The organism is Fulvivirga lutimaris (assembly GCF_009711525.1).
GTDB lineage: Bacteria > Bacteroidota > Bacteroidia > Cytophagales > Cyclobacteriaceae > Fulvivirga > Fulvivirga lutimaris.
Window position 1 is genome coordinate 1 of record NZ_SMLV01000350.1, and the last position, 17,976, is coordinate 17,976.

Genomic DNA, 17,976 nt, shown 5'->3' on the forward strand with positions numbered 1-17,976 from the left:
TTATAATATCATGGAACCACACTTTTATAATGTAGAAATCAATTGGGAAGACACTCGTAAGGGTATTATGTGTTCTCCTGAACTCATGGCTAAAAATGGTGCTTGTATAGAAGTTGCCACTCCTCCTGAGTTTCCAAAGGGCATTGAAGGCATCTGGTCACCTGAGCATTTATTCGTTTCAGCGGTAAGCAGTTGCTTGATGACTACTTTTTTAGCGATTGCCGAAAATTCTAAGCTGGAGTTTGAAAGATTTAGTTGTTCAGCCAATGGCAAACTGGAAATGGTAGATGGTAAATATATGATGAGTGAGATTTTACTCAAGCCTACAGTGATTATTCATCATGAAGAACATACAGAAAAGGCTATTAAAGTTCTAGAAAAGTCTGAAAGAGCCTGTTTAATCACTAATTCCATCAAATCTAAAGTGACTATGGAAATAGATATTCAGGTAAACCCTATTTTGATTGCGAATGAATAGTAAGTAGTCTTAGCTTGAGAAAATAGTTGATGTTTCAATCAGGAAACTGGATAGTGCCTCATCAGTAGCAAAGATAATTCCTACTTCATTCATGAAGGTTGAATTTGCATTATTCAGGTTAAGGATATTTCCAGCACCATTAGAAACGCATAAACTTAATTCTTCGAAAAATAAGTGGGTGGCGGCAAAGTCCCAGATGCTGCCACCTCCTTGCTTCTCTTTTGGTAGTTTAAAGTAGCATCCAGATATTGAATTCATTACGCCTATTGCATTGCATACAGCACCAAACCCATTATGGTATAGAGTCTGAACGTACTTTTTATCAAACCACTCATTGATGTTGTCGGTTAGTGATTCAAAGTAAGATTCTTTTTTTAGACTGGTATCAATAAAAACATGAAGAGTATCTTCACTGTTGCCATTGTTTCTTATTAATGGTTTATCGTTTAACAGTACTCCCATTCCCTTTACACTGCTGTAACATTCGTCCAGATCAGGAATATAAACAACGCCAATAACTGGGTTGCCTACTTTGGTTATTAATGCTATTGAAACAGCATAGCCCGTACGACCTTCAGTAAACGGCAAAGTCCCATCCATGGGGTCAATACACCAGAAATAGTCCTTTTCTAATCGCGATTGATCATCTACAGCCTCTTCCGTTAGCACACCTAAGTCATACTGTTTAATGGTGCTTTTCAACCCTTCTAGAATAATTTCCTGAGCTTTAATATCCACTTCAGTAACAACCTGTGCGGCTATTGAATCTACTCCTTTCTTCATTCCCTTATCATAATGCTCATCAAACAGCGATTGTATGTGTATGCCAGCTTCAATTGCTGTCGTTTTTGCAATCTCACATAGAGTCCTTAAGTCCTGTTTGCTGAGTGTCATTTCAATTCGTCAATTACACGTTGTGTTATATTTTTGCTGTAATCGTTCATCTTCCAATGTCCTGGACTCCAACCATCAAGAAAGCGATAAAAGTCTGCCCAGGCATAGCGATACAAGTCACTCCACTCATTTTTAACTTGCTGATAAACAGTATAGTTGTCTAGTGATAATTGTAGTTGATTGAAGTAATATTCAAGTAAGTCCTTCTCATATTTTTCACAATCTTCCTCATCAAAGCAACTACTAATAAAATAAGCCACATCCTTCATGCCGCAACCTTTACCAACATATTGAAAATCAACGGCTGCTACTCTACCATCCTCAGCAAAGCAAAAATTGGCGAGTTTAGCATCACCATGTACTATGGTTTGATATTTTGTATTGTTAAGCCGTTTATCTATGCCCTTTGCAGCATTTTTCAATGATATATTTTCCATCCTTTCCAGTTCGTCCGGCCTCGTATCAAGGTGCCAGTAGGTGCCTATTGGCCAGAGTCCATCTGGTGCTGTTCCCAAATAGGTAGCATGAAAGTGGGCTAACCAGCCCAAGCAGTTTTTGGCATGTGCTATTGTTACCTCTTCTGGATTCAACCTTATTGGATAGCCGCTCGCATCAAGATCTTCCATAATCAGCAATAGTTCGGATTCCTTTTCTGCAGCATGGTAGCATTCAGGCACCTTGCAATGTTCATTGGTCCTTGTGGAATACTGCTGGTACCATTTTCGCTCGACCTGATAAGAGGTCAGTTTTCGCTGACGTGATAATTGGGTGTTCCATCCTCTGGGGTGGTTACTTTGATCTGGTAACTGGATGTGTTTTACAATTATGCTATTATGCTTCCTTCCTGCTAATGCATAGCGTTTAATCTCACCATAGCCGCTCCACAATGTTTGGACATGTTGAGTTTGGAGAATTTGGGAAGCACCTGTAATCGCTAATATTTCAGCATTTATATCTAACATACCTGCTCAAAGCTGATTGTTTTTTACGTGAAGCGCAAAACCAGTTATATTGACATTCTTTTAACCCAATTAATGTCTCTTAATAAAAGCCTCTAATAAATACAGGTAGACAGGATTTTCTGAAAGTTGAGTGGCTAATGAGTAATATTTTCTTGCTGTTTCTAAATAGCTGGTATGGTTATATTCTAAAAACAGCGCCATAGCAAGTGCATAAATGGGACTTCTTATTTTGCATGATTGAAGTTCAAATGGATGCTTCCAATTGGAATTGGATGAAAGCTTAACGGCAAATTGTCGTCCATTCAAATCATCTTGGCTTAAGTCTATTATTATAAAACTGTCCTGTTCTAATTTTTTTAATACTTCAGGATAATGATTTAAATCCAGACAGGACATGTCTGGTTCTAGACTAAATTCAGTGATGACCTCATAAAACATATCGCTGATGCTGATCTGTGCCTCATCATTCTGCTGATCGTTGTCTCTATGGTCTTGCCAGATTAACGGAACAGCCCTACCAGAATATGGCGAAATCACATGCGAAGCAGTCAATGGATACAATAAATCCATAAAATATTGAGCGTGGTCCACACCGTTATTCGCAAGTTGATTATGAAATGATTGATCTGAATAAAGAACCTGTAAATCAGGTCTCTCAAAAGCATTGCCTATATCTTCTCTTCCATAATTGGGCAGTACAAATGTTGTATCCCCTTGGTGTTCTAACGGATGAAAATAACTGCTTATCAGCGCTATGTAACCTAAGCTTCTAATCTCAATGGTGTCTCCTGGTAGCAACTGATCAAATTGACTAATTTCATGACCATGACTAGAAGCTTTGTTAGCAATTAAAACCTGATATGTTAATGACTTTTGAGCAAAAGAAGAAATGTGCATAATACATAAACTGATCCCAATGATTTTTGCTAAGTGCTTCATAGTCAATAATTAAATAAAGAAGTAAATTAGAGAATTGGCATGTTATGTATTTTAAGATGAAATTAGTATCATTTAGCCTACATGACAAATGTGAATTAGTATTCCTAAATACTGTTATTAGAAACTAATCAATATAAATGTTTAAAGGATTAGCACTTACAACCTTACTTACTATTCTCATAACCAATATTTGTTGGTCACAAATGTCAAGAATGCTTCCAAACCTTCCTTTAGTAGAATGGAGCGGAAAGTGGAAAGAATCTGCTTTACCTGATAATGAAAAGTTAGACTTACTTTCACTTCTACCGGATGGAGATTCAGTACAGTTTGAACTCGAGACGTATGACCCCTTAACTGCTGAAGAGGGAGATATAAGGTATTTTCCGTTTGAATTAAGTGGGCTTCATTATCTTGATCTGGATTTTGATGGTGATCTTGATTTGATTTATGATGGTCAGTCAGGTTGGCAGAATCTGCGAGATACTAAAATATACATGCAGGATAATGGTCAATTTGAATTTTTGAAAATATTACGTGGTGGAATTTTAGATATTGAAAAAAAGGAATCAAGTTGGCTTGTCAGCACTCATTGGAGACCATGTTGCGACTCTTATACCTCACGAATTATAACTCATGAATTTTCAAAGGGTAATGAAGGAGTCTTGAAAGAGTCGATTTCCTATGTTGGTTCAGGCTGGTTAAAGGGGCTTCCTGATTTTTCAACGTCAAAGTCAGGTAGTATCAATGATGCCGACCTTATGGCTACTGTGAATGATTTTAGAGGCTCTCATCCATACTTCAGAGAACAGAATAAGACGATCCATGAAAGTTTAAGAGCAGGAAATCCTATCAGACTCATACATCTACCGGGAGATGTTAAAATCAATATTCTTGATAAGAAGCAAGAGGGCAAAGAAACTTGGTATTTAGTCATTACTGAGGCCATTTCGGATGTGCCAAAATCTATATACGAATGGTCTGATGGGGATAATAGAAGATTTATTGGGTGGGTAAAAGATGTGTCTATCGATTAGTATGGATCAGAATGTTCAACTATTACTTCAACTAAGAAATACGCATGAACTACGTGTAGAGCTTGCTGAGGGCAAAAAGCTTGGCGCACTATTGAAGGTTCGCTTTTATATACGCACCAAATACTGGGATATATACATCGATGATGAATACAGTTATTTTAATGTAAATCAGCAACTGGTATGTATTTACCTGGTTATGGATGCCTTAGAAGAATATAATGAAGCGGATGATTATCTTTTATGGTGTAAAGCCAATAGGTTGAATGCTTCAGATACCGAGTGGTTGGAATATTACAAATCTCTGGATAAGGCATTTCAGGAAATAGAGCTACTCATAGGCAAAATAAACTCTTTTATAAACCCGCTGGATTATCAGCTTAATGCAGGTTCATTTCATGCACTTCTAAATTATGAGGCCAATGACCAGTTATGATGTAGCCTCTTTCCTATTCAGATTTCTAAATTGCCCACACTGCAACAAAGAATATGTTTTTACTACTGACGGCAGCGGCAATAATCCAGGACAGGAAGATCTTATACTCTGGTCTACTGAGGTAGGTACTTATTTTACGGAAGTTGATGAATGCCAAAGGATACCTTTTCCTCCTATTTGTAAGTGCAAAGGTTGTAATGGAATTATTTGGTCAGAAGAAAGTGTGAATACCCATTGTAAAAAGATGGAAAATGCTGAAGCCGCCTGGAAGGTGTTAAATAACTCGTTAAGACCAGACCATCTGGTTAAAGGTGATTTCATTGCACTATATAACAATGAGGCTTTATCTAATGACCAACGAATGCTAGCTTTAGAGCAATTTTGGATAACATACTGTTATGATTACATAGCTGAGCACTCTTATAGTAATGATTTTTATAATGGTAAAGAAGTTATAAAATGGCTCAAAGAGCCATATTTCGATGTTTTTAAAAAGTCTTTACTTGAGTTAAGCTTAAATTCAACTTCGGATCTTCTTTTCAAAGCAGAGTTATTGAGAAACCTCGGAATGTATGATGAAGCAACACAACAATTATCAAAAGCACCTAATGGAAAGTGGAATTATGTTACTCGTTATATGATTAGTATTTGTAATAAAAAAATACCTACACCGGTCATTATTCCACCGAGAAAACCTGCATCATATCAATTCAAAAAATGGTTGAATCGGAGAAAACCCGGTACCTTCAGATTGAAACCGATAACTATTGAAGATTACTATTGAGTTATGAAAAGATATAAACTTAAGCTTTATGTAATCATCGGTTTAATAGGTATCGCTATTCTGAGCTGTGCTAGAAGAGTTAACTATGTTGAATCTGACGAAGCGCTGCTGCCCGTTATGGTTAAAGGTGATAAATCCTCTCATCAATATTTAATTGTTATTGCCGGTGGACCAGCTGGAGATGGAATAATGTACCATTATGTATTTCCCTTTTTCAAGAAGTTAGAGAAAGAATATAAAGTAGTTTATTATGACCAGCGTGGTTCTGGAAATGCAAAAGGGGAACCTCCTATTAGTTCATTAAATCTAGATCAACACAGCATAGATCTTTACAAGATCATTTCGTCAATTAAAGTCAAAGATAACATGGCAAGCATTTACTTAATTGGCTACAGCTATGGAGGAAGCATTGCATTGCAATTTCTCAAAAACCAGCAATTTGAAAGTCAGGTAGAAGGCACCATAATGATAGCCGGTGCATTTGATAGGAAATTAAGAAGTAAATATCAGCAACAGCTTACCATTGAATTTTTAGAGCAATGGGTCAATGAAGGGTATATTGAAAGTTATGATTACTTAACTTCAGAATTCAGCTGCCCTCCCAACATCAAAAGTTGTAAACAAGATAGCTTGGAAACCATAAAGAAAGTAAATAAACGATTCAAGAAAATAGACAAGGCAAGCAAGTTTCCTATTAATCTGGTATCAATAAAAAACTTGCTTCACTATGGTTTATTTGCTCCGGGAAGTCCATTTCGTTCGGCCAAAAACGAAGCTAAAAATGCAGGTTATTTTCAGCCTGAGTTTGATAGTCTAATACTGGTTAATGACCTTGAAATCAGCTCCCCAATGCTTTTAATTGCTGGTCGGTTGGACACCAATGTGCCCTATTATGATGCCCAGCATCTTTATGATGAACTCAAATTATCAAATGAAAGCAAAAAGCTATTAATTCTTGAGCAATCAGGTCATCTGCCCATGTTTACAGAGCCCAAGCTTATGATTGAAGCCATTAGAAAGTTCTTGCAATAAGTAGTTCTATCCAAATGTTAGAACGCTTATTGGCATAACCCCAAAAATCAATTTGAATCTATAACTCTTCCAGAGCCAGTAATTGAAGTTGAAATGCTTGGGTTTCCTTTATAGAATACAGAGCCACTACCATCAATATTTACCTCTAAAGTACTGTTAGGGTGAACCTGAGCATTACCGCTGCCAATAATATCAACGTGACATACATCCGTTTCCATCTGAAAGCCTGTAAAAATGCCCGAGCCAAGAATCTCAACATCCAGTTGATGCAATCCGTTAAATGGTTCGTTGGCAATAATTGATCCGCTACCGATCACTTCTGCATTGACAAATGCGGCCCCACTTACTTCACCAATGATAATTTTTCCTGAACCTGCCAGTATAAATTCCATATTATTCTGAACCTCAAAATTGTTAAGCGTAATAGTTCCAGAGCCACTGAGACGTATATCCTCAACATTTGGTAAAATAATGGTTATAGACATTACGTCATAGTCATAACGACCATGCTCTAAGTCTATTTCCCAATTGCCATTCACTACTCTGGTGTTAAGTTTCTCTATAATATTTCTTTGGCTGGTTACTAATACTTTTTGTTCTGCCCCCTGAATTACTGTTACTTCTCCTGCTATCTGGAAGTCTATACTCTCAAATGTTGGCAAGACCAACTCTTGTTTTACTACCGGGCCTCGCCCATCTATGTCATCAAAATAGCAAGACGTTAGCGTTAAGGACAAAAGGAACATGAATAGCGATGATGTGATTTTAGTTTTCATGACGAGAATCTCTGTGTTGTTATTAATTATAAAAGTTATTGAATTGAGTTGTTTTGAACAACTTCTATAAAAAGACGGACGTCATTTTAAATAGCTGCCTTAGCGCACTATTTTTTTTTCTACTAAACTGTCATTTAAATAGGCATGGGCATTGCCTTTAACAGAAAAAATCCATTCAAAACGGTCATTATAATAAATAATGGTATCTGGCAGAATATTAGAAAATGTGAGGTCAAGCTGTAATTTGGAACTCAGTTTTGATCGGTCTAGCACACGGACTATTTTAAAGTCTAATGAATCAAGTATATGAGCCAGCGGAATTTTTGAACGCTGCAGTAAATATTCATCTACTGAGCTGTTAGAAATCCAATCAAGAGAATTAACCAACGGATTGTCACTTATCACCTCATACTTCAGGTCATCAAAAACCAGTTCGTACTTGTCGTTAAAATTAGGCTTTGCCGTGCTTTCCATGTCAATTTCAATATCACCTTTAGTTTTAAATCCAAGCTTGAGCTTATTGGTGTCACTTTCAGTTTTGAAATCAGAAAGCTCAGCTGCCAAACCAGCATACTCAATATGTTGTCCTTTCAATTGACCATTCAAAATGAGGTTCATATATTCATAAGGCATATTTACTGAAACCTTAAGGTCGAGTTGTTCATTATTATTGAATTTTTGATTAGTCGGCAGCTTTTCGATACTATCCAATTCAATGCCTTTTAACGGTGTTATTAACACCCCTGCTTTGGCATATAGCATCACTCTTAAAGTGTCTAACACATCAGTTTCAAACTTTGCTGAGAAGTCTTTTGGCACCGTAGTCAACCATATGTCGATGGGTCGTTTAGCTACCCTGTGAGTCTGATTTAGGAGTTTCCATATTGCAAGCACTTCCTTTTGGATTGGCACAGCTTCATTAATCGCTTTGCAAATTGCCGCTTCTATTTTTTCACTGTTTTTCTCAAGCTGTTTGTCAACGGTTTTCTTTAAGTTGATATTAATACCTGCCACTTTCATTTTAGGCTCTTCAATCCAATATATCTTCCGTATAGAGCATTCTGTTTTTAAATCGAAATTTTCATCCAAAGAAAGTTCTGTATGGAGATCCATTCTAAGTTTTAATTCAATTGGCTTTTTATTTTTAATGTTAAAAGCCACCATCTTTTTCTTAACATAAATCGCAGCCTTTACTGGTATAGATGCATCCAGATTATTCTGGTATCCACTCAGTAGTAAGTTTCCTATTGGCATTACTGTAAGCACCAGGTAATCACCTTTATCATCAAGGTCTATACTATCATTAACCAGCGTATCGGGCATTATCCTATTGATCATCTTTTGCAGATCTTTAACTGGATAATCCAGAGGTACCTGCATCATAGATTGATCTAATAAATTGTGGGTTGTGGGTTGATATGCCCCAATAGCGTCAGTATTAGCGCCAAGCTTAGTCTCATTGCCTTTACTGCAAGCAATAAGGAAAATTAAGAGAATGATTATCAGGAGTTTATTCAATACAGCTACTTTTTGATACAAGTAAATCAATAAACTGTCAATAAAAAATTATATAAGATAAATAATTAATTAACACCTATACATACCTCTTAAATGTTGAAGATTTAGTAGAATTTGATTATATATCAATAGTTCTAAGCACTGGTCTGGTCAAGCACGTTGGTCCGCCCCCGCCTTTTACGCTAATCTCTTCTCCTTTGTAAACGGTAACTTGAGCACCTGCCTGTTGTAGTCTTGCCAGGGTTTTTGGATTGCCATCAACCATTAAACATTTCCTCGGACTTATAGCCAGTACATTACAGCCCATCGATTCAAACTCTTCATCAGGCACCTCGACAAATTCAAAACCTCGATCTATCAATAATTCTCTAAATCTGATGGGCATTAAGGGTGAATAAATAACTGCCAGATCTTTATCTACAGGGCTTAGAATAGACATCAAATGAAAGACATCACTCTTACCTTTATAGTGTGGTAAATCTGCGACAATTACCTCAATACCTTTCGGTTCAAGAAGAGCTTTAAGCTGACTAATGCCTTCATCATTCGTTCTATAAGTTCGTCCAACAGCCAGCGTCTTAGCATCTAGCCAGGCTACATCTCCACCTTCAATAGTGCCACCATCACTAATCTCGCCTATGAGCTCAAATCCATTGTTAAGATAATAGTCTTTCACGGCCTTAGTTTCTGATACCCTTCCCTGCTTGCCCATGGCGCAAATAATTACACCAAAATCCGTAATGATGGATGAATCTCTGCAGTAAATGGAGTCCATGCCTACATCAGAAGCTAAAGGAAACGATTCCACTTCAGTTCCAGAGGTAGTTAGTAAGTTCTTAAAGGTTTTATACTCAGACTGCCCCTCTTCAAAATTGGGTTGTGACAGGTAATTAAGGTCTTGCCATTGCTCATTTATAAAATCCTGACTGATGTACGCATTCTCAAAGTCCTTAATTAACACTTTTTCTATTGTTCCATATTCTGAATGTGCTGTGTGCTTCATGTATCATGCATTAATGCGTTTAAATATAAAATATGCTGGAATCCCTGTTAACAAAAATACAGATCCCCAAATGAAAGCATCCCACCCGGAGCCGGCAAGGGCTACAATACAAAATAAGATGGTGATGAATATTAACATAAAACCCAGTCCTGAAATGGGTGACTTATTTTTCTTCTTTGTGTAATAAAATGAAATGGCACAAAGTATATAAGGAAACAATACCAGCACGGTTGAGACTAGTATCATAAACTCAAACACATCGAGCAACCCTCCTGAATACCTCATAATCATGAGAATAGAAGCTAAAATACTCGACAAAATAAGTCCGTTTGCAGGAGAGCCATACTTGTTTAGTTTTTTTATTGATTTTGGGAAGCGATCGTCTTTTGCCAAAGCCAGTGCCATCTGCCCCTGAATGAGAATCCATCCGTTTAAGGCGCCAAAAACAGAAATAATGGCACCAAGAGTTATGGCTATTCCAGTACCCGGGCCCCACATAAATTCCGCTGCCGCACTAAATGGTGCTTGTGATGATATTAGTTCCTCTCCCGAAATCAGCCCTAAAACAGACATGGAACTTACGATATAAATAACAGAAGCTATAATTGTTCCCCACAAGGTGGCAAAGGAGATTGTCTTTTCGGGATTTTCCACATCGCTTCCTGGCACAGTGGCTGATTCTATTCCTAAAAATGAAAAGAAAGTTAAGGTAGTGGTGATTATGATTACCTTCCAGGGAGATTCTGTCGCTCTGTTAAAAGGTTCAAAATTATCCATATCGATAAAAAACAAGCCGCATACACCTACCAATATCAGGGGTAGTATTTTTAGAACAGTAGTTATCACTGCTAAAACACCTACTTTTCGAGAACCCAGAAAATTATAAAATGTAAGTAACCAGATAAACCCAATGGAAAAACCAATAGAATATTTAGGCTCTGAGCTTATTTGCGGAAAGATAAAAGAGAGGTAACTTATTAGAGCTGCAGCAAGTGCGGCCACTGTTACCCAAACGGATATCCAATAGCTCCAGGCGACCAGAAAACCAGAGAAATCACCCATACCCTCTCTCACAAAACCATAAGGACCACCTTTAATACCTGGAAAGAAATGGGTAAAGCGTTTAAATAAGAAGGCGAGTGCTAAAGCTCCTAAAGTTGATAGTAACCACCCCAGTATGCTTATGCCACCATAAGCGGCAAGCAAGGCGGGCATCATAAAAACACCTGCACCAATCATGTTGCCTACTACAAGAGCAGTGCTGGTCCATTTACCAAGGAGATTACTATTCGCCAAACTATAATATTTAATTGTCTAGAAAGATGTCAATTAAATATTTCATTTAAAACTAAAACAACTAAAGGTTTATTGATCTAGAGTGATTTTTGATTCTGAGTACAAATCATATGCAGCAACGGGCACTTCCTGAGCAGCTAAAATATCATGATACTCAGTAATTTTCTCCCTGTCTTCCAGATAAATAGGTTTATAGTCCTCTTCTATTGTGTCCCAGATAATGAGGATGTATTGGTAGCCTAGTTTACTATTTCTGCCTTTCTCCAGCCAAGCATCAAACTGGTCTTCGTCCAGTGCCATAGAAAAATTAAAAGTATCAAACATAGTTGCAATGATATTAAGTATGAAGTAGAAAACCTCTAAATTATCTATCTCCTATCCATTAGATGATTTTGTAAAATTCTAAAAAATATTTGCGCAGCTAAATAACTGCATATATATTTGCTGTCAAATAGCTGCATATATGGAATTAAGAAGAGATGTATTTCAGGCCATAGCCGACCCAACCCGCAGGGTAATTCTTACCTTATTGGCCATACAAGCAATGACACCTGGTGCTATTGCTTCTAAGTTTGATTCATCAAGGCAAACAATCTCCAAGCACATACAAATCCTGACAGAGTGTGACCTTTTGAAACAGGAACAAAGTGGCAGGGAGATCTATTATCACCTAAATCCACAGGGCATGAAAGAAATAGCTGATTTTATAGAGCCTTTCCGCAACATGTGGGATGATCGTTTTAACAAGCTGGAATCCATTATGAAAAATTATAAATCTGATCAGTAAAAACTTATGGAAAGAAAAACTCAAGTCCATGCTGAGCTTGGTAAGCAGGAAATTGTTATCACCAGGGAATTTGACCTTCCCCTAAAATTACTTTTTAAAGCTTATGAAGAGCCAGGTATTGTAGAGCAATGGATGGGCACCAAGGTGTTGAAATTGGAGAACAAAAAGCACGGTAGCTTTCAGTTTGAAACCACCGATCCCATGGGCAACAAGCACCCATTTAGTGGCACTATCCACGAATTTGTTCCTAATAAGAAGATTACCAGAACTTTTGAAATGGAGAATGCTGATTTTGGGGCACAACTTGAGTTTCTGGAATTTGAAGACCTTGACAGAAATACAAGTAAACTGACCATGCACGTGATATACAGGTCAGTGGAAATAAGAGATGCCATCCTCAAGCTTCCTTTTGCTCAAGGTATAAACATGGCACACAACAGATTGCAGGAAATTGTAAACAAATTAAAATAACTCATTATGTCTAAAAGAAATAAAATTATTTATTGGGTGGCAACGCTATGGCTTTCTTTAGGAATGGTCTCAACAGGTATTGTTCAATTGATAAAACAGGAAGATGAAGTGGCAAGAACTTCTGAATATTTAGGTTATCCTGTCTACTTCTTAACAATACTTGGTGTTTGGAAAATATTGGGTGTTGTTGCGATATTGATTCCTAAAAATCCAATATTAAAAGAGTGGGCTTATGCAGGTTTTTTCTTTGCTATGTCGGGTGCCACATTCTCTCATATTGCAGTAAGCGACCCTATCTCTGAAATCTTGCCATCATTGTTTCTTATTGTACTTACAACACTATCTTGGTATTTTAGACCTGAGAGTAGAAAAATGGTATCCATCAGTTAATATAGTGATGACACCAAGGTAGGTTAACAAAACTGACTGTAACCTAAACACTATGTCCATCGGATAATTTGTAAAAAAATAGAGCCAAACTTTTAAAAGTATTATTCAAGAAAATAACAGTATGAACTACAGAAGACTAGGAAAAACTAATTTGAATATTTCTGAAATCTCTCTCGGCACATGGCAGGTCGGTGGAAAGTGGGGCTCTGGATTTGATGACAAAAATGCCGATAAGATAATTAACACTGCTATTAATAATGGAGTCAATTTTATTGACACGGCAGATGTTTATGAGGCTGGTCTTAGTGAAAAAGCTGTTGGCAGAGTTGTTAGTTCAAGACCAGAGAAAGTACATGTGGCAACAAAATGCGGTCGTCAAATCAGTCCACATATCAATGCAGGTTATCAACCTAAAGTACTACAACAATTTGTCGAAGACAGCCTAAAAAGAACCGGACTTGAAGTACTTGACCTTATCCAGTTGCACTGCCCTCCTACTGAAGTTTATTATCGACCCGAAATATTCGAGCTATTTGACAAGCTAAAAGAACAAGGTAAAATATTAAACCTTGGTGTAAGTGTAGAAAAAGTTGAAGAAGCCTTGAAAGCGATTGAGTTCGATAATGTAGCAACCGTCCAAATCATTTTCAATGTTTTCAGGCAGCGACCTTCAGAGCTTTTTTTTAAAGAAGCGGCTAGGCGTGATATCGGAATCATTGCCCGTGTGCCGTTAGCAAGTGGGTTATTGACCGGCCTTTATGATCCTAAAACTACATTTGATAAGGATGACCACCGTCAGTTCAATCGTCAAGGTGAGGCATTTGATAAGGGTGAAACTTTTTCAGGTATTGATTATGAATTGGGCCTTAGAGCAGTTGAAGAAATGAAAGCTGTATTTCCAAACGTTAATAATCTGGCACCAATGGCACTTCAGTGGATTCTCCAATTTAATGAAGTAAGCTGCATTATACCAGGTGCTTCTAAAGTTGAGCACGTAGAGTCGAACCTTTCAGTATATAATCTTCCTCCTTTAGCTGATGAAAAATTTACTAGGATGAATGAGATTTATGAAAAGTACATTAAGGATAATGTACATCATTTGTGGTGAGGCCTGATTTTGAAGTCTTGGTCTAAGGATTTATTAAATCAAGTGTCTCCTACACTGTTGTAATGATATAGAGCCATTGTGAGCAAACTTTTATTTAAGCAACAGGCTTAAAAACACTTGTAAAAATGAAACTAGCCAAATAATAGAATATGATGAACCCAAAGGTCAATTTCTTTTTCGATAAAGACTCCCAATGGCAATCATGCTATAAGAAATTAAGAAGCATATTGCTTGATACTGGGCTGACTGAAGAGTTAAAATGGGGCTGCCCGTGTTATACCGAGAATAAAACAAATGTTGTACTTATTCATGGTTTTAAGGAATACTGTGCCCTCTTATTCCATAAAGGTGCTTTGCTTAAAGACCCCGAGAAAATACTAATACAACAGACAAAAAATGTGCAGTCAGCTCGGCAAATAAGGTTTACCAATGTTCAGGAAATAATTGATCTGAAGGCCACTATAAAGTCGTATGTGTATGAAGCCATAGAAGTCGAAAAGGCGGGTTTAGAGGTAACTTATAAAAAGACTTCTGAATTTAACATGCCGGATGAATTTAAAAAGGTGTTAGATGAAAAATCTGATGTTAAAGGGGCTTTTGAAGCCCTTACACCAGGCAGACAGCGAGGATATCTTCTACATTTCTCTCAGGCAAAGCAGTCTAAAACCAGAGAGTCGCGAATAGAAAAATGTATTCCACTTATATTTGAAGGTAAAGGTTGGAACGAAAGATAAATGAACGAGCAGGTAGATGCATATTTGGTTGATGGCTGTGGCCGATGTCCATTGGGTGGCACACCAGAATGTAAAGTCAATAATTGGCTTAAAGAACTCAGGTATTTGAGAAGTATTGTGCTTGACTGTGGTTTGACCGAAGAGCTGAAATGGGGAGTGCCCTGCTACACTTATAAAAATGCCAATGTCGCAATAGTAAGTGCCTTTAAAGAATACTGCTCCCTGAGCTTTTTCAAAGGAGTTTTACTGAAAGATTCGGAGCATATTTTGGTAAAACAAGGCGATAATTCACAGTCAGCCAGATTGTTAAAGTTTACAGATGTCGAGCAAATTAAAGCAATAGAGGACACCATAAAGGCCTATATTTTTGAGGCTATAGAAGTGGAGAAGGCTGGGCTAAAAGTTGATTTTAAACAAAAAGATCAGCTTGAGTATCCTGAAGAGTTAAAGCAAATGTTTAATTCTAAACCTGAACTAGATGAGGCTTTTGAAGCTTTAACCCCCGGCCGTAAAAGAGGATACATCATTCATTTCACTCAGCCCAAGCAATCAAAAACCCGAGTATCAAGAATAGAAAAATGCATTCCTAAGATTATGCAAGGCAAGGGCTGGAATGATCGGTGAATTAATTTCGCAAGCCTTAAACTTCAACAAACCCTGTATAAACACACAGCATACTTATGGTATTTATACACCCATGCGTGATAATATTAAGCCAAATCGAGCGCTTGTTAAAAATGAAAATTAGCGCTAAAAAAATGCCAGTTAAAGTGACGGTTATTTGACCTGTAAAACCTTGATACCCATGTAAATATCCGAATAATAGTGAAGTGAAAATTACGCCCACTATCTCTATCCAGGTATTATCTTTAATTTTCAATATACGGCCCAGTAGAAACCCCCTGAAAATCACTTCTTCAAAAAAGCCGCCTATCACCCACCCGATGGCTAATGATGTATATAAAACGGCTGTATTACCTTTTATTTGTTGAAAAGAACCTATTGACAATGTATCTCCAGTCACATAAGTAATGATTGGAATCGATATGAAATAAGAGAATGATACAATAAAAAGACCTAAACCAAGGCCTAATACCGAATCATTAATCCAACTTTTAGGTGTTTTAAAGCCTACTCTGTCTTTTAAACCACCTGTCAGACCAGTATAAATTAGCACGATCAAGCCACTAAAGATTATTTTAACATAAGGTATGCTGAGGTTGAGAAAGAGTAAAATGCTTAAAATCAGGATACCAATGACTAAATCTCGAATGACGTTCTTTTTCATTTACAAACTGGTTTTCTTTAGAAAGGGGTGTTAATCGCCTATAATATAAGATTAGGACTGCCCATTAAGGCAATCCCAATCATAACTACAACAACAACTATTTTCGAACATCCAATGCTGGATCAATTACAGCATTATCTGGTTTAATCATCCTTGACTCATCAAATTTTACATTCACTTCAAGATTGTAAATGGCATGGTCACCATATTGTGTTGAGAAATCAGCATCATGCGTGGTAAAAAGTACCGGATACTTTAACCCGTCAATATCGGCTTGATAGTTATTCTTTCTCAACATTGGCCCAAAAAAATCCTGATCTTTAGGCATACCCATAACGTCCAACATAGGACCATAGCCGACTGTATATTCATAACCGGCAAGCAAATATGATTTTGAATCGATGTATAAAGTGTAAGTATCTTTTGCTGACTTACCTACGGTTGGTGCTTCAGTATAACTCATTTTTATTTTGTATACTTTGTTATCAAAAGCTTTGTGTTCAACTAGTGAAACATCTCCTAATACTACATGGTCATCTTGGGTTAACCATGGCAGGTTGAGATAATAGAAGAATACCGAATGTTGATGACTAGGTGGATTGCCTACTCTCCAATCTGTGGACCATACCTTCTCACCATCAAATGCCATTTTAGAACCAACAAGCGGCCAATCTTGATAAGTCCTTCTTGTGTCCATTTCTACAACTTGATCTTTAATCCAGAACCTTAAAAAACCAAGAGATTCGCTATGCATGGCGGTGGTAAAAGAGATTGTTTTCAGTGCCTCCCACTTTTCATATCCTCCATGGGCCATGATCATTTTTTCTATGACATTCTTAGTGTCTTCTGACGCATATTCTGGCCCCTTAGCTACTAAGACGCCAGAAATCATTAAGCAAGTAATTGTAAGTGATAGTAATTTTTTCATTATTCTAGTTTTTTGATTGCTTAAGGTTACGGCCAAATCTTGAGGGAGAATGAAAGAATGCAGTGAATGACAATTTTTGCAGTGAACGTCAATTTTTGGTGCTGCTAGGTGCTATTGTTGTCTTATCTTAGCCATCGTGAAGATTGTTCCTCCATATCGCCCGCTACCTATTTCCAAATCAAAAGTGGCAATTGGATTAGCTACTCTGTCATTAATAGTATGGTTACAAGGCACTACCACGTCCGCTGTTATACATGGACTATTCCTGTTTTCAAATTACCTGATCTGGTTCATGATTTTACCATGGGTCAATGGGTGGGTTTTTGAATCTCGTTTTGACTCGGTTAACGGAGCAATTCGAAGTGTCATTGTTGTAGCATTAATTATAGCAGCACATTGGATACTCTCTAACATGTTATTCTACACCTCTAAATACCTGCTTTTTGAAACGCAAGTCATTCCATCTGCAGAGGAACTATCAGTCATCTTACTTCCCTCTATTTTAAATCGCTTTGTAGATTTAGCGTTGTTTTTCGGACTGCTAAGTTGGGCACATCAAAATAATCAAGTGGCAGAGCAGCGGCTGAAAGTAATAGAACAAGAGGGTGATTTACAACGGAGTAAACTCCAGGCTTTAAAAAATCAGTTAAATCCACACTTTTTATTTAATACATTGAATACAGTTTCTTCACTAATAGGAGTTGATGATGAAAAAGCACAAAAATTGACTATTCAGATTAGCCATCTTCTCCGTAAGATGCTCGTTATCAATGAAAGTAATGAACACAGCTTAAGAGAGGAATGGGCATTTGTTCGAGATTATCTAAATATTGAAGCTGAACGTTTTCATGATAGGCTCACTATAGTAGAAAACATTGACGATTCTTTAATGGATCTTTCAGTACCAACGATGATATTGCAACCCTTAATTGAGAACGCCTTCAAGCATGGTATTTCGCAAAGTACTATACCCACTACTTTAATTATAGATATTGGTGCTGATCGAGAGATTATTGTTATAAGCGTAACTAACGATTTGGCTAATCATAACAACGTCAACTTCGAAACAAAAACAGGTGTAGGAATAAATAATTTGGCTGATAGATTAGATACGTATTATG

General features: G+C 37.2%; 22 protein-coding genes. 12 read left to right on the forward strand and 10 right to left on the reverse strand.

The annotated features are described in order from the left end of the window. Nucleotides 1–478 (forward strand): OsmC family protein (locus tag E1140_RS08525; protein WP_343034193.1); only part of this gene is annotated, 478 nt, incomplete at its 5' end. Between the two features lie 9 nt (nucleotides 479–487). On the opposite strand, the gene E1140_RS08530 is transcribed toward E1140_RS08525, so the two are convergent. From E1140_RS08530 to E1140_RS08540, 3 genes are all read right to left on the reverse strand, one after another. After that, the gene (locus E1140_RS08530) at nucleotides 488–1,372 is read right to left on the reverse strand and encodes a 3'(2'),5'-bisphosphate nucleotidase CysQ family protein (protein ID WP_155181736.1); all 885 of its coding nucleotides are present in this window, start codon (nucleotides 1,370–1,372) and stop codon (nucleotides 488–490) included. Continuing rightward, entirely contained in the window at nucleotides 1,369–2,334 is a 966-nt protein-coding gene (locus tag E1140_RS08535; protein WP_155181739.1) for a phosphotransferase, read from the reverse strand. Before E1140_RS08535 ends, E1140_RS08530 begins: the two co-directional genes overlap by 4 nt. A 69-nt stretch (nucleotides 2,335–2,403) precedes the next feature. Next, nucleotides 2,404–3,273, reverse strand: coding sequence for a hypothetical protein (locus tag E1140_RS08540; RefSeq protein WP_155181742.1), 870 nt, complete (start codon nucleotides 3,271–3,273; stop codon nucleotides 2,404–2,406). Nucleotides 3,274–3,410: 137 nt separating this feature from the next. Here E1140_RS08540 and E1140_RS08545 point away from each other — a divergent pair, with 137 nt between their 5' ends. The 4 genes from E1140_RS08545 to E1140_RS08560 are packed head-to-tail and all read left to right on the forward strand — an operon-like array spanning nucleotide 3,411 to nucleotide 6,556. Then, a complete protein-coding gene (locus E1140_RS08545; RefSeq protein WP_155181745.1) occupies nucleotides 3,411–4,307 on the forward strand; it encodes a hypothetical protein in 897 nt (298 codons plus the stop codon). A 1-nt stretch (nucleotide 4,308) separates the two neighbouring features. Further along, on the forward strand, nucleotides 4,309–4,740 hold the full coding sequence (locus E1140_RS08550; protein ID WP_155181748.1) for a hypothetical protein: 432 nt from the start codon (nucleotides 4,309–4,311) through the stop codon (nucleotides 4,738–4,740). After that, nucleotides 4,727–5,524 carry a hypothetical protein gene (locus E1140_RS08555; protein ID WP_155181753.1) on the forward strand — a complete coding sequence of 266 codons (798 nt, stop codon included), beginning with the start codon at nucleotides 4,727–4,729 and terminating at the stop codon, nucleotides 5,522–5,524. Before E1140_RS08550 ends, E1140_RS08555 begins: the two co-directional genes overlap by 14 nt. A gap of 3 nt (nucleotides 5,525–5,527) precedes the next feature. Beyond that, on the forward strand, nucleotides 5,528–6,556 hold the full coding sequence (locus tag E1140_RS08560; protein WP_155181756.1) for an alpha/beta fold hydrolase: 1,029 nt from the start codon (nucleotides 5,528–5,530) through the stop codon (nucleotides 6,554–6,556). A 47-nt stretch (nucleotides 6,557–6,603) separates the two neighbouring features. Here E1140_RS08560 and E1140_RS08565 read toward each other — a convergent pair whose 3' ends face one another. From E1140_RS08565 to E1140_RS08585, 5 genes are all read right to left on the reverse strand, one after another. After that, nucleotides 6,604–7,332 (reverse strand): head GIN domain-containing protein, encoded by a 729-nt coding sequence (locus E1140_RS08565; RefSeq protein WP_155181759.1) that lies wholly within the window; start codon nucleotides 7,330–7,332, stop codon nucleotides 6,604–6,606. 99 nt (nucleotides 7,333–7,431) lie between these two features. Next, complete coding sequence (locus E1140_RS08570) at nucleotides 7,432–8,850, reverse strand: DUF4403 family protein (RefSeq protein ID WP_155181761.1); 1,419 nt, start codon at nucleotides 8,848–8,850, stop codon at nucleotides 7,432–7,434. A gap of 118 nt (nucleotides 8,851–8,968) precedes the next feature. Further along, nucleotides 8,969–9,853 carry a dimethylarginine dimethylaminohydrolase family protein gene (locus E1140_RS08575; RefSeq protein ID WP_155181764.1) on the reverse strand — a complete coding sequence of 295 codons (885 nt, stop codon included), beginning with the start codon at nucleotides 9,851–9,853 and terminating at the stop codon, nucleotides 8,969–8,971. 3 nt (nucleotides 9,854–9,856) lie between these two features. Then, nucleotides 9,857–11,149: an amino acid permease gene (locus E1140_RS08580; protein WP_155181767.1), complete on the reverse strand. Its 1,293-nt coding sequence runs from the start codon at nucleotides 11,147–11,149 to the stop codon at nucleotides 9,857–9,859. 69 nt (nucleotides 11,150–11,218) lie between these two features. Beyond that, nucleotides 11,219–11,473 carry a hypothetical protein gene (locus tag E1140_RS08585; RefSeq protein ID WP_155181770.1) on the reverse strand — a complete coding sequence of 85 codons (255 nt, stop codon included), beginning with the start codon at nucleotides 11,471–11,473 and terminating at the stop codon, nucleotides 11,219–11,221. Between the two features lie 139 nt (nucleotides 11,474–11,612). On the opposite strand from E1140_RS08585, the gene E1140_RS08590 reads away from it, so the two are divergent. From E1140_RS08590 to E1140_RS08615, 6 genes are all read left to right on the forward strand, one after another. Then, a complete protein-coding gene (locus E1140_RS08590; RefSeq protein WP_155181773.1) occupies nucleotides 11,613–11,936 on the forward strand; it encodes an ArsR/SmtB family transcription factor in 324 nt (107 codons plus the stop codon). Between the two features lie 6 nt (nucleotides 11,937–11,942). Then, nucleotides 11,943–12,407, forward strand: a complete 465-nt coding sequence (locus tag E1140_RS08595; RefSeq protein ID WP_155181776.1) for an SRPBCC domain-containing protein — start codon at nucleotides 11,943–11,945, stop codon at nucleotides 12,405–12,407. A 6-nt stretch (nucleotides 12,408–12,413) separates the two neighbouring features. After that, complete coding sequence (locus tag E1140_RS08600) at nucleotides 12,414–12,797, forward strand: DoxX family protein (protein ID WP_155181783.1); 384 nt, start codon at nucleotides 12,414–12,416, stop codon at nucleotides 12,795–12,797. A 121-nt stretch (nucleotides 12,798–12,918) separates the two neighbouring features. Beyond that, nucleotides 12,919–13,905: an aldo/keto reductase gene (locus E1140_RS08605; RefSeq protein WP_155181786.1), complete on the forward strand. Its 987-nt coding sequence runs from the start codon at nucleotides 12,919–12,921 to the stop codon at nucleotides 13,903–13,905. Between the two features lie 152 nt (nucleotides 13,906–14,057). Further along, on the forward strand, nucleotides 14,058–14,639 hold the full coding sequence (locus E1140_RS08610; protein WP_155181798.1) for a YdeI/OmpD-associated family protein: 582 nt from the start codon (nucleotides 14,058–14,060) through the stop codon (nucleotides 14,637–14,639). Further along, entirely contained in the window at nucleotides 14,640–15,263 is a 624-nt protein-coding gene (locus E1140_RS08615) for a YdeI/OmpD-associated family protein (RefSeq protein ID WP_155181789.1), read from the forward strand. It begins immediately after the preceding gene. Nucleotides 15,264–15,279: 16 nt separating this feature from the next. Here the strand turns inward: E1140_RS08615 and E1140_RS08620 are convergent, their stop codons facing one another. Both E1140_RS08620 and E1140_RS08625 read right to left on the reverse strand, forming a co-directional pair. Beyond that, nucleotides 15,280–15,927: a CPBP family intramembrane glutamic endopeptidase gene (locus tag E1140_RS08620; RefSeq protein WP_155181792.1), complete on the reverse strand. Its 648-nt coding sequence runs from the start codon at nucleotides 15,925–15,927 to the stop codon at nucleotides 15,280–15,282. A 97-nt stretch (nucleotides 15,928–16,024) separates the two neighbouring features. Then, nucleotides 16,025–16,855, reverse strand: coding sequence for a DUF6503 family protein (locus E1140_RS08625; protein WP_155181795.1), 831 nt, complete (start codon nucleotides 16,853–16,855; stop codon nucleotides 16,025–16,027). A gap of 136 nt (nucleotides 16,856–16,991) precedes the next feature. Between E1140_RS08625 and E1140_RS08630 the strand changes: the two genes are divergently transcribed. Beyond that, nucleotides 16,992–17,976, forward strand: a 985-nt coding sequence (locus E1140_RS08630) for a histidine kinase (RefSeq protein WP_185153492.1), incomplete at its 3' end; no start/stop codon positions are given.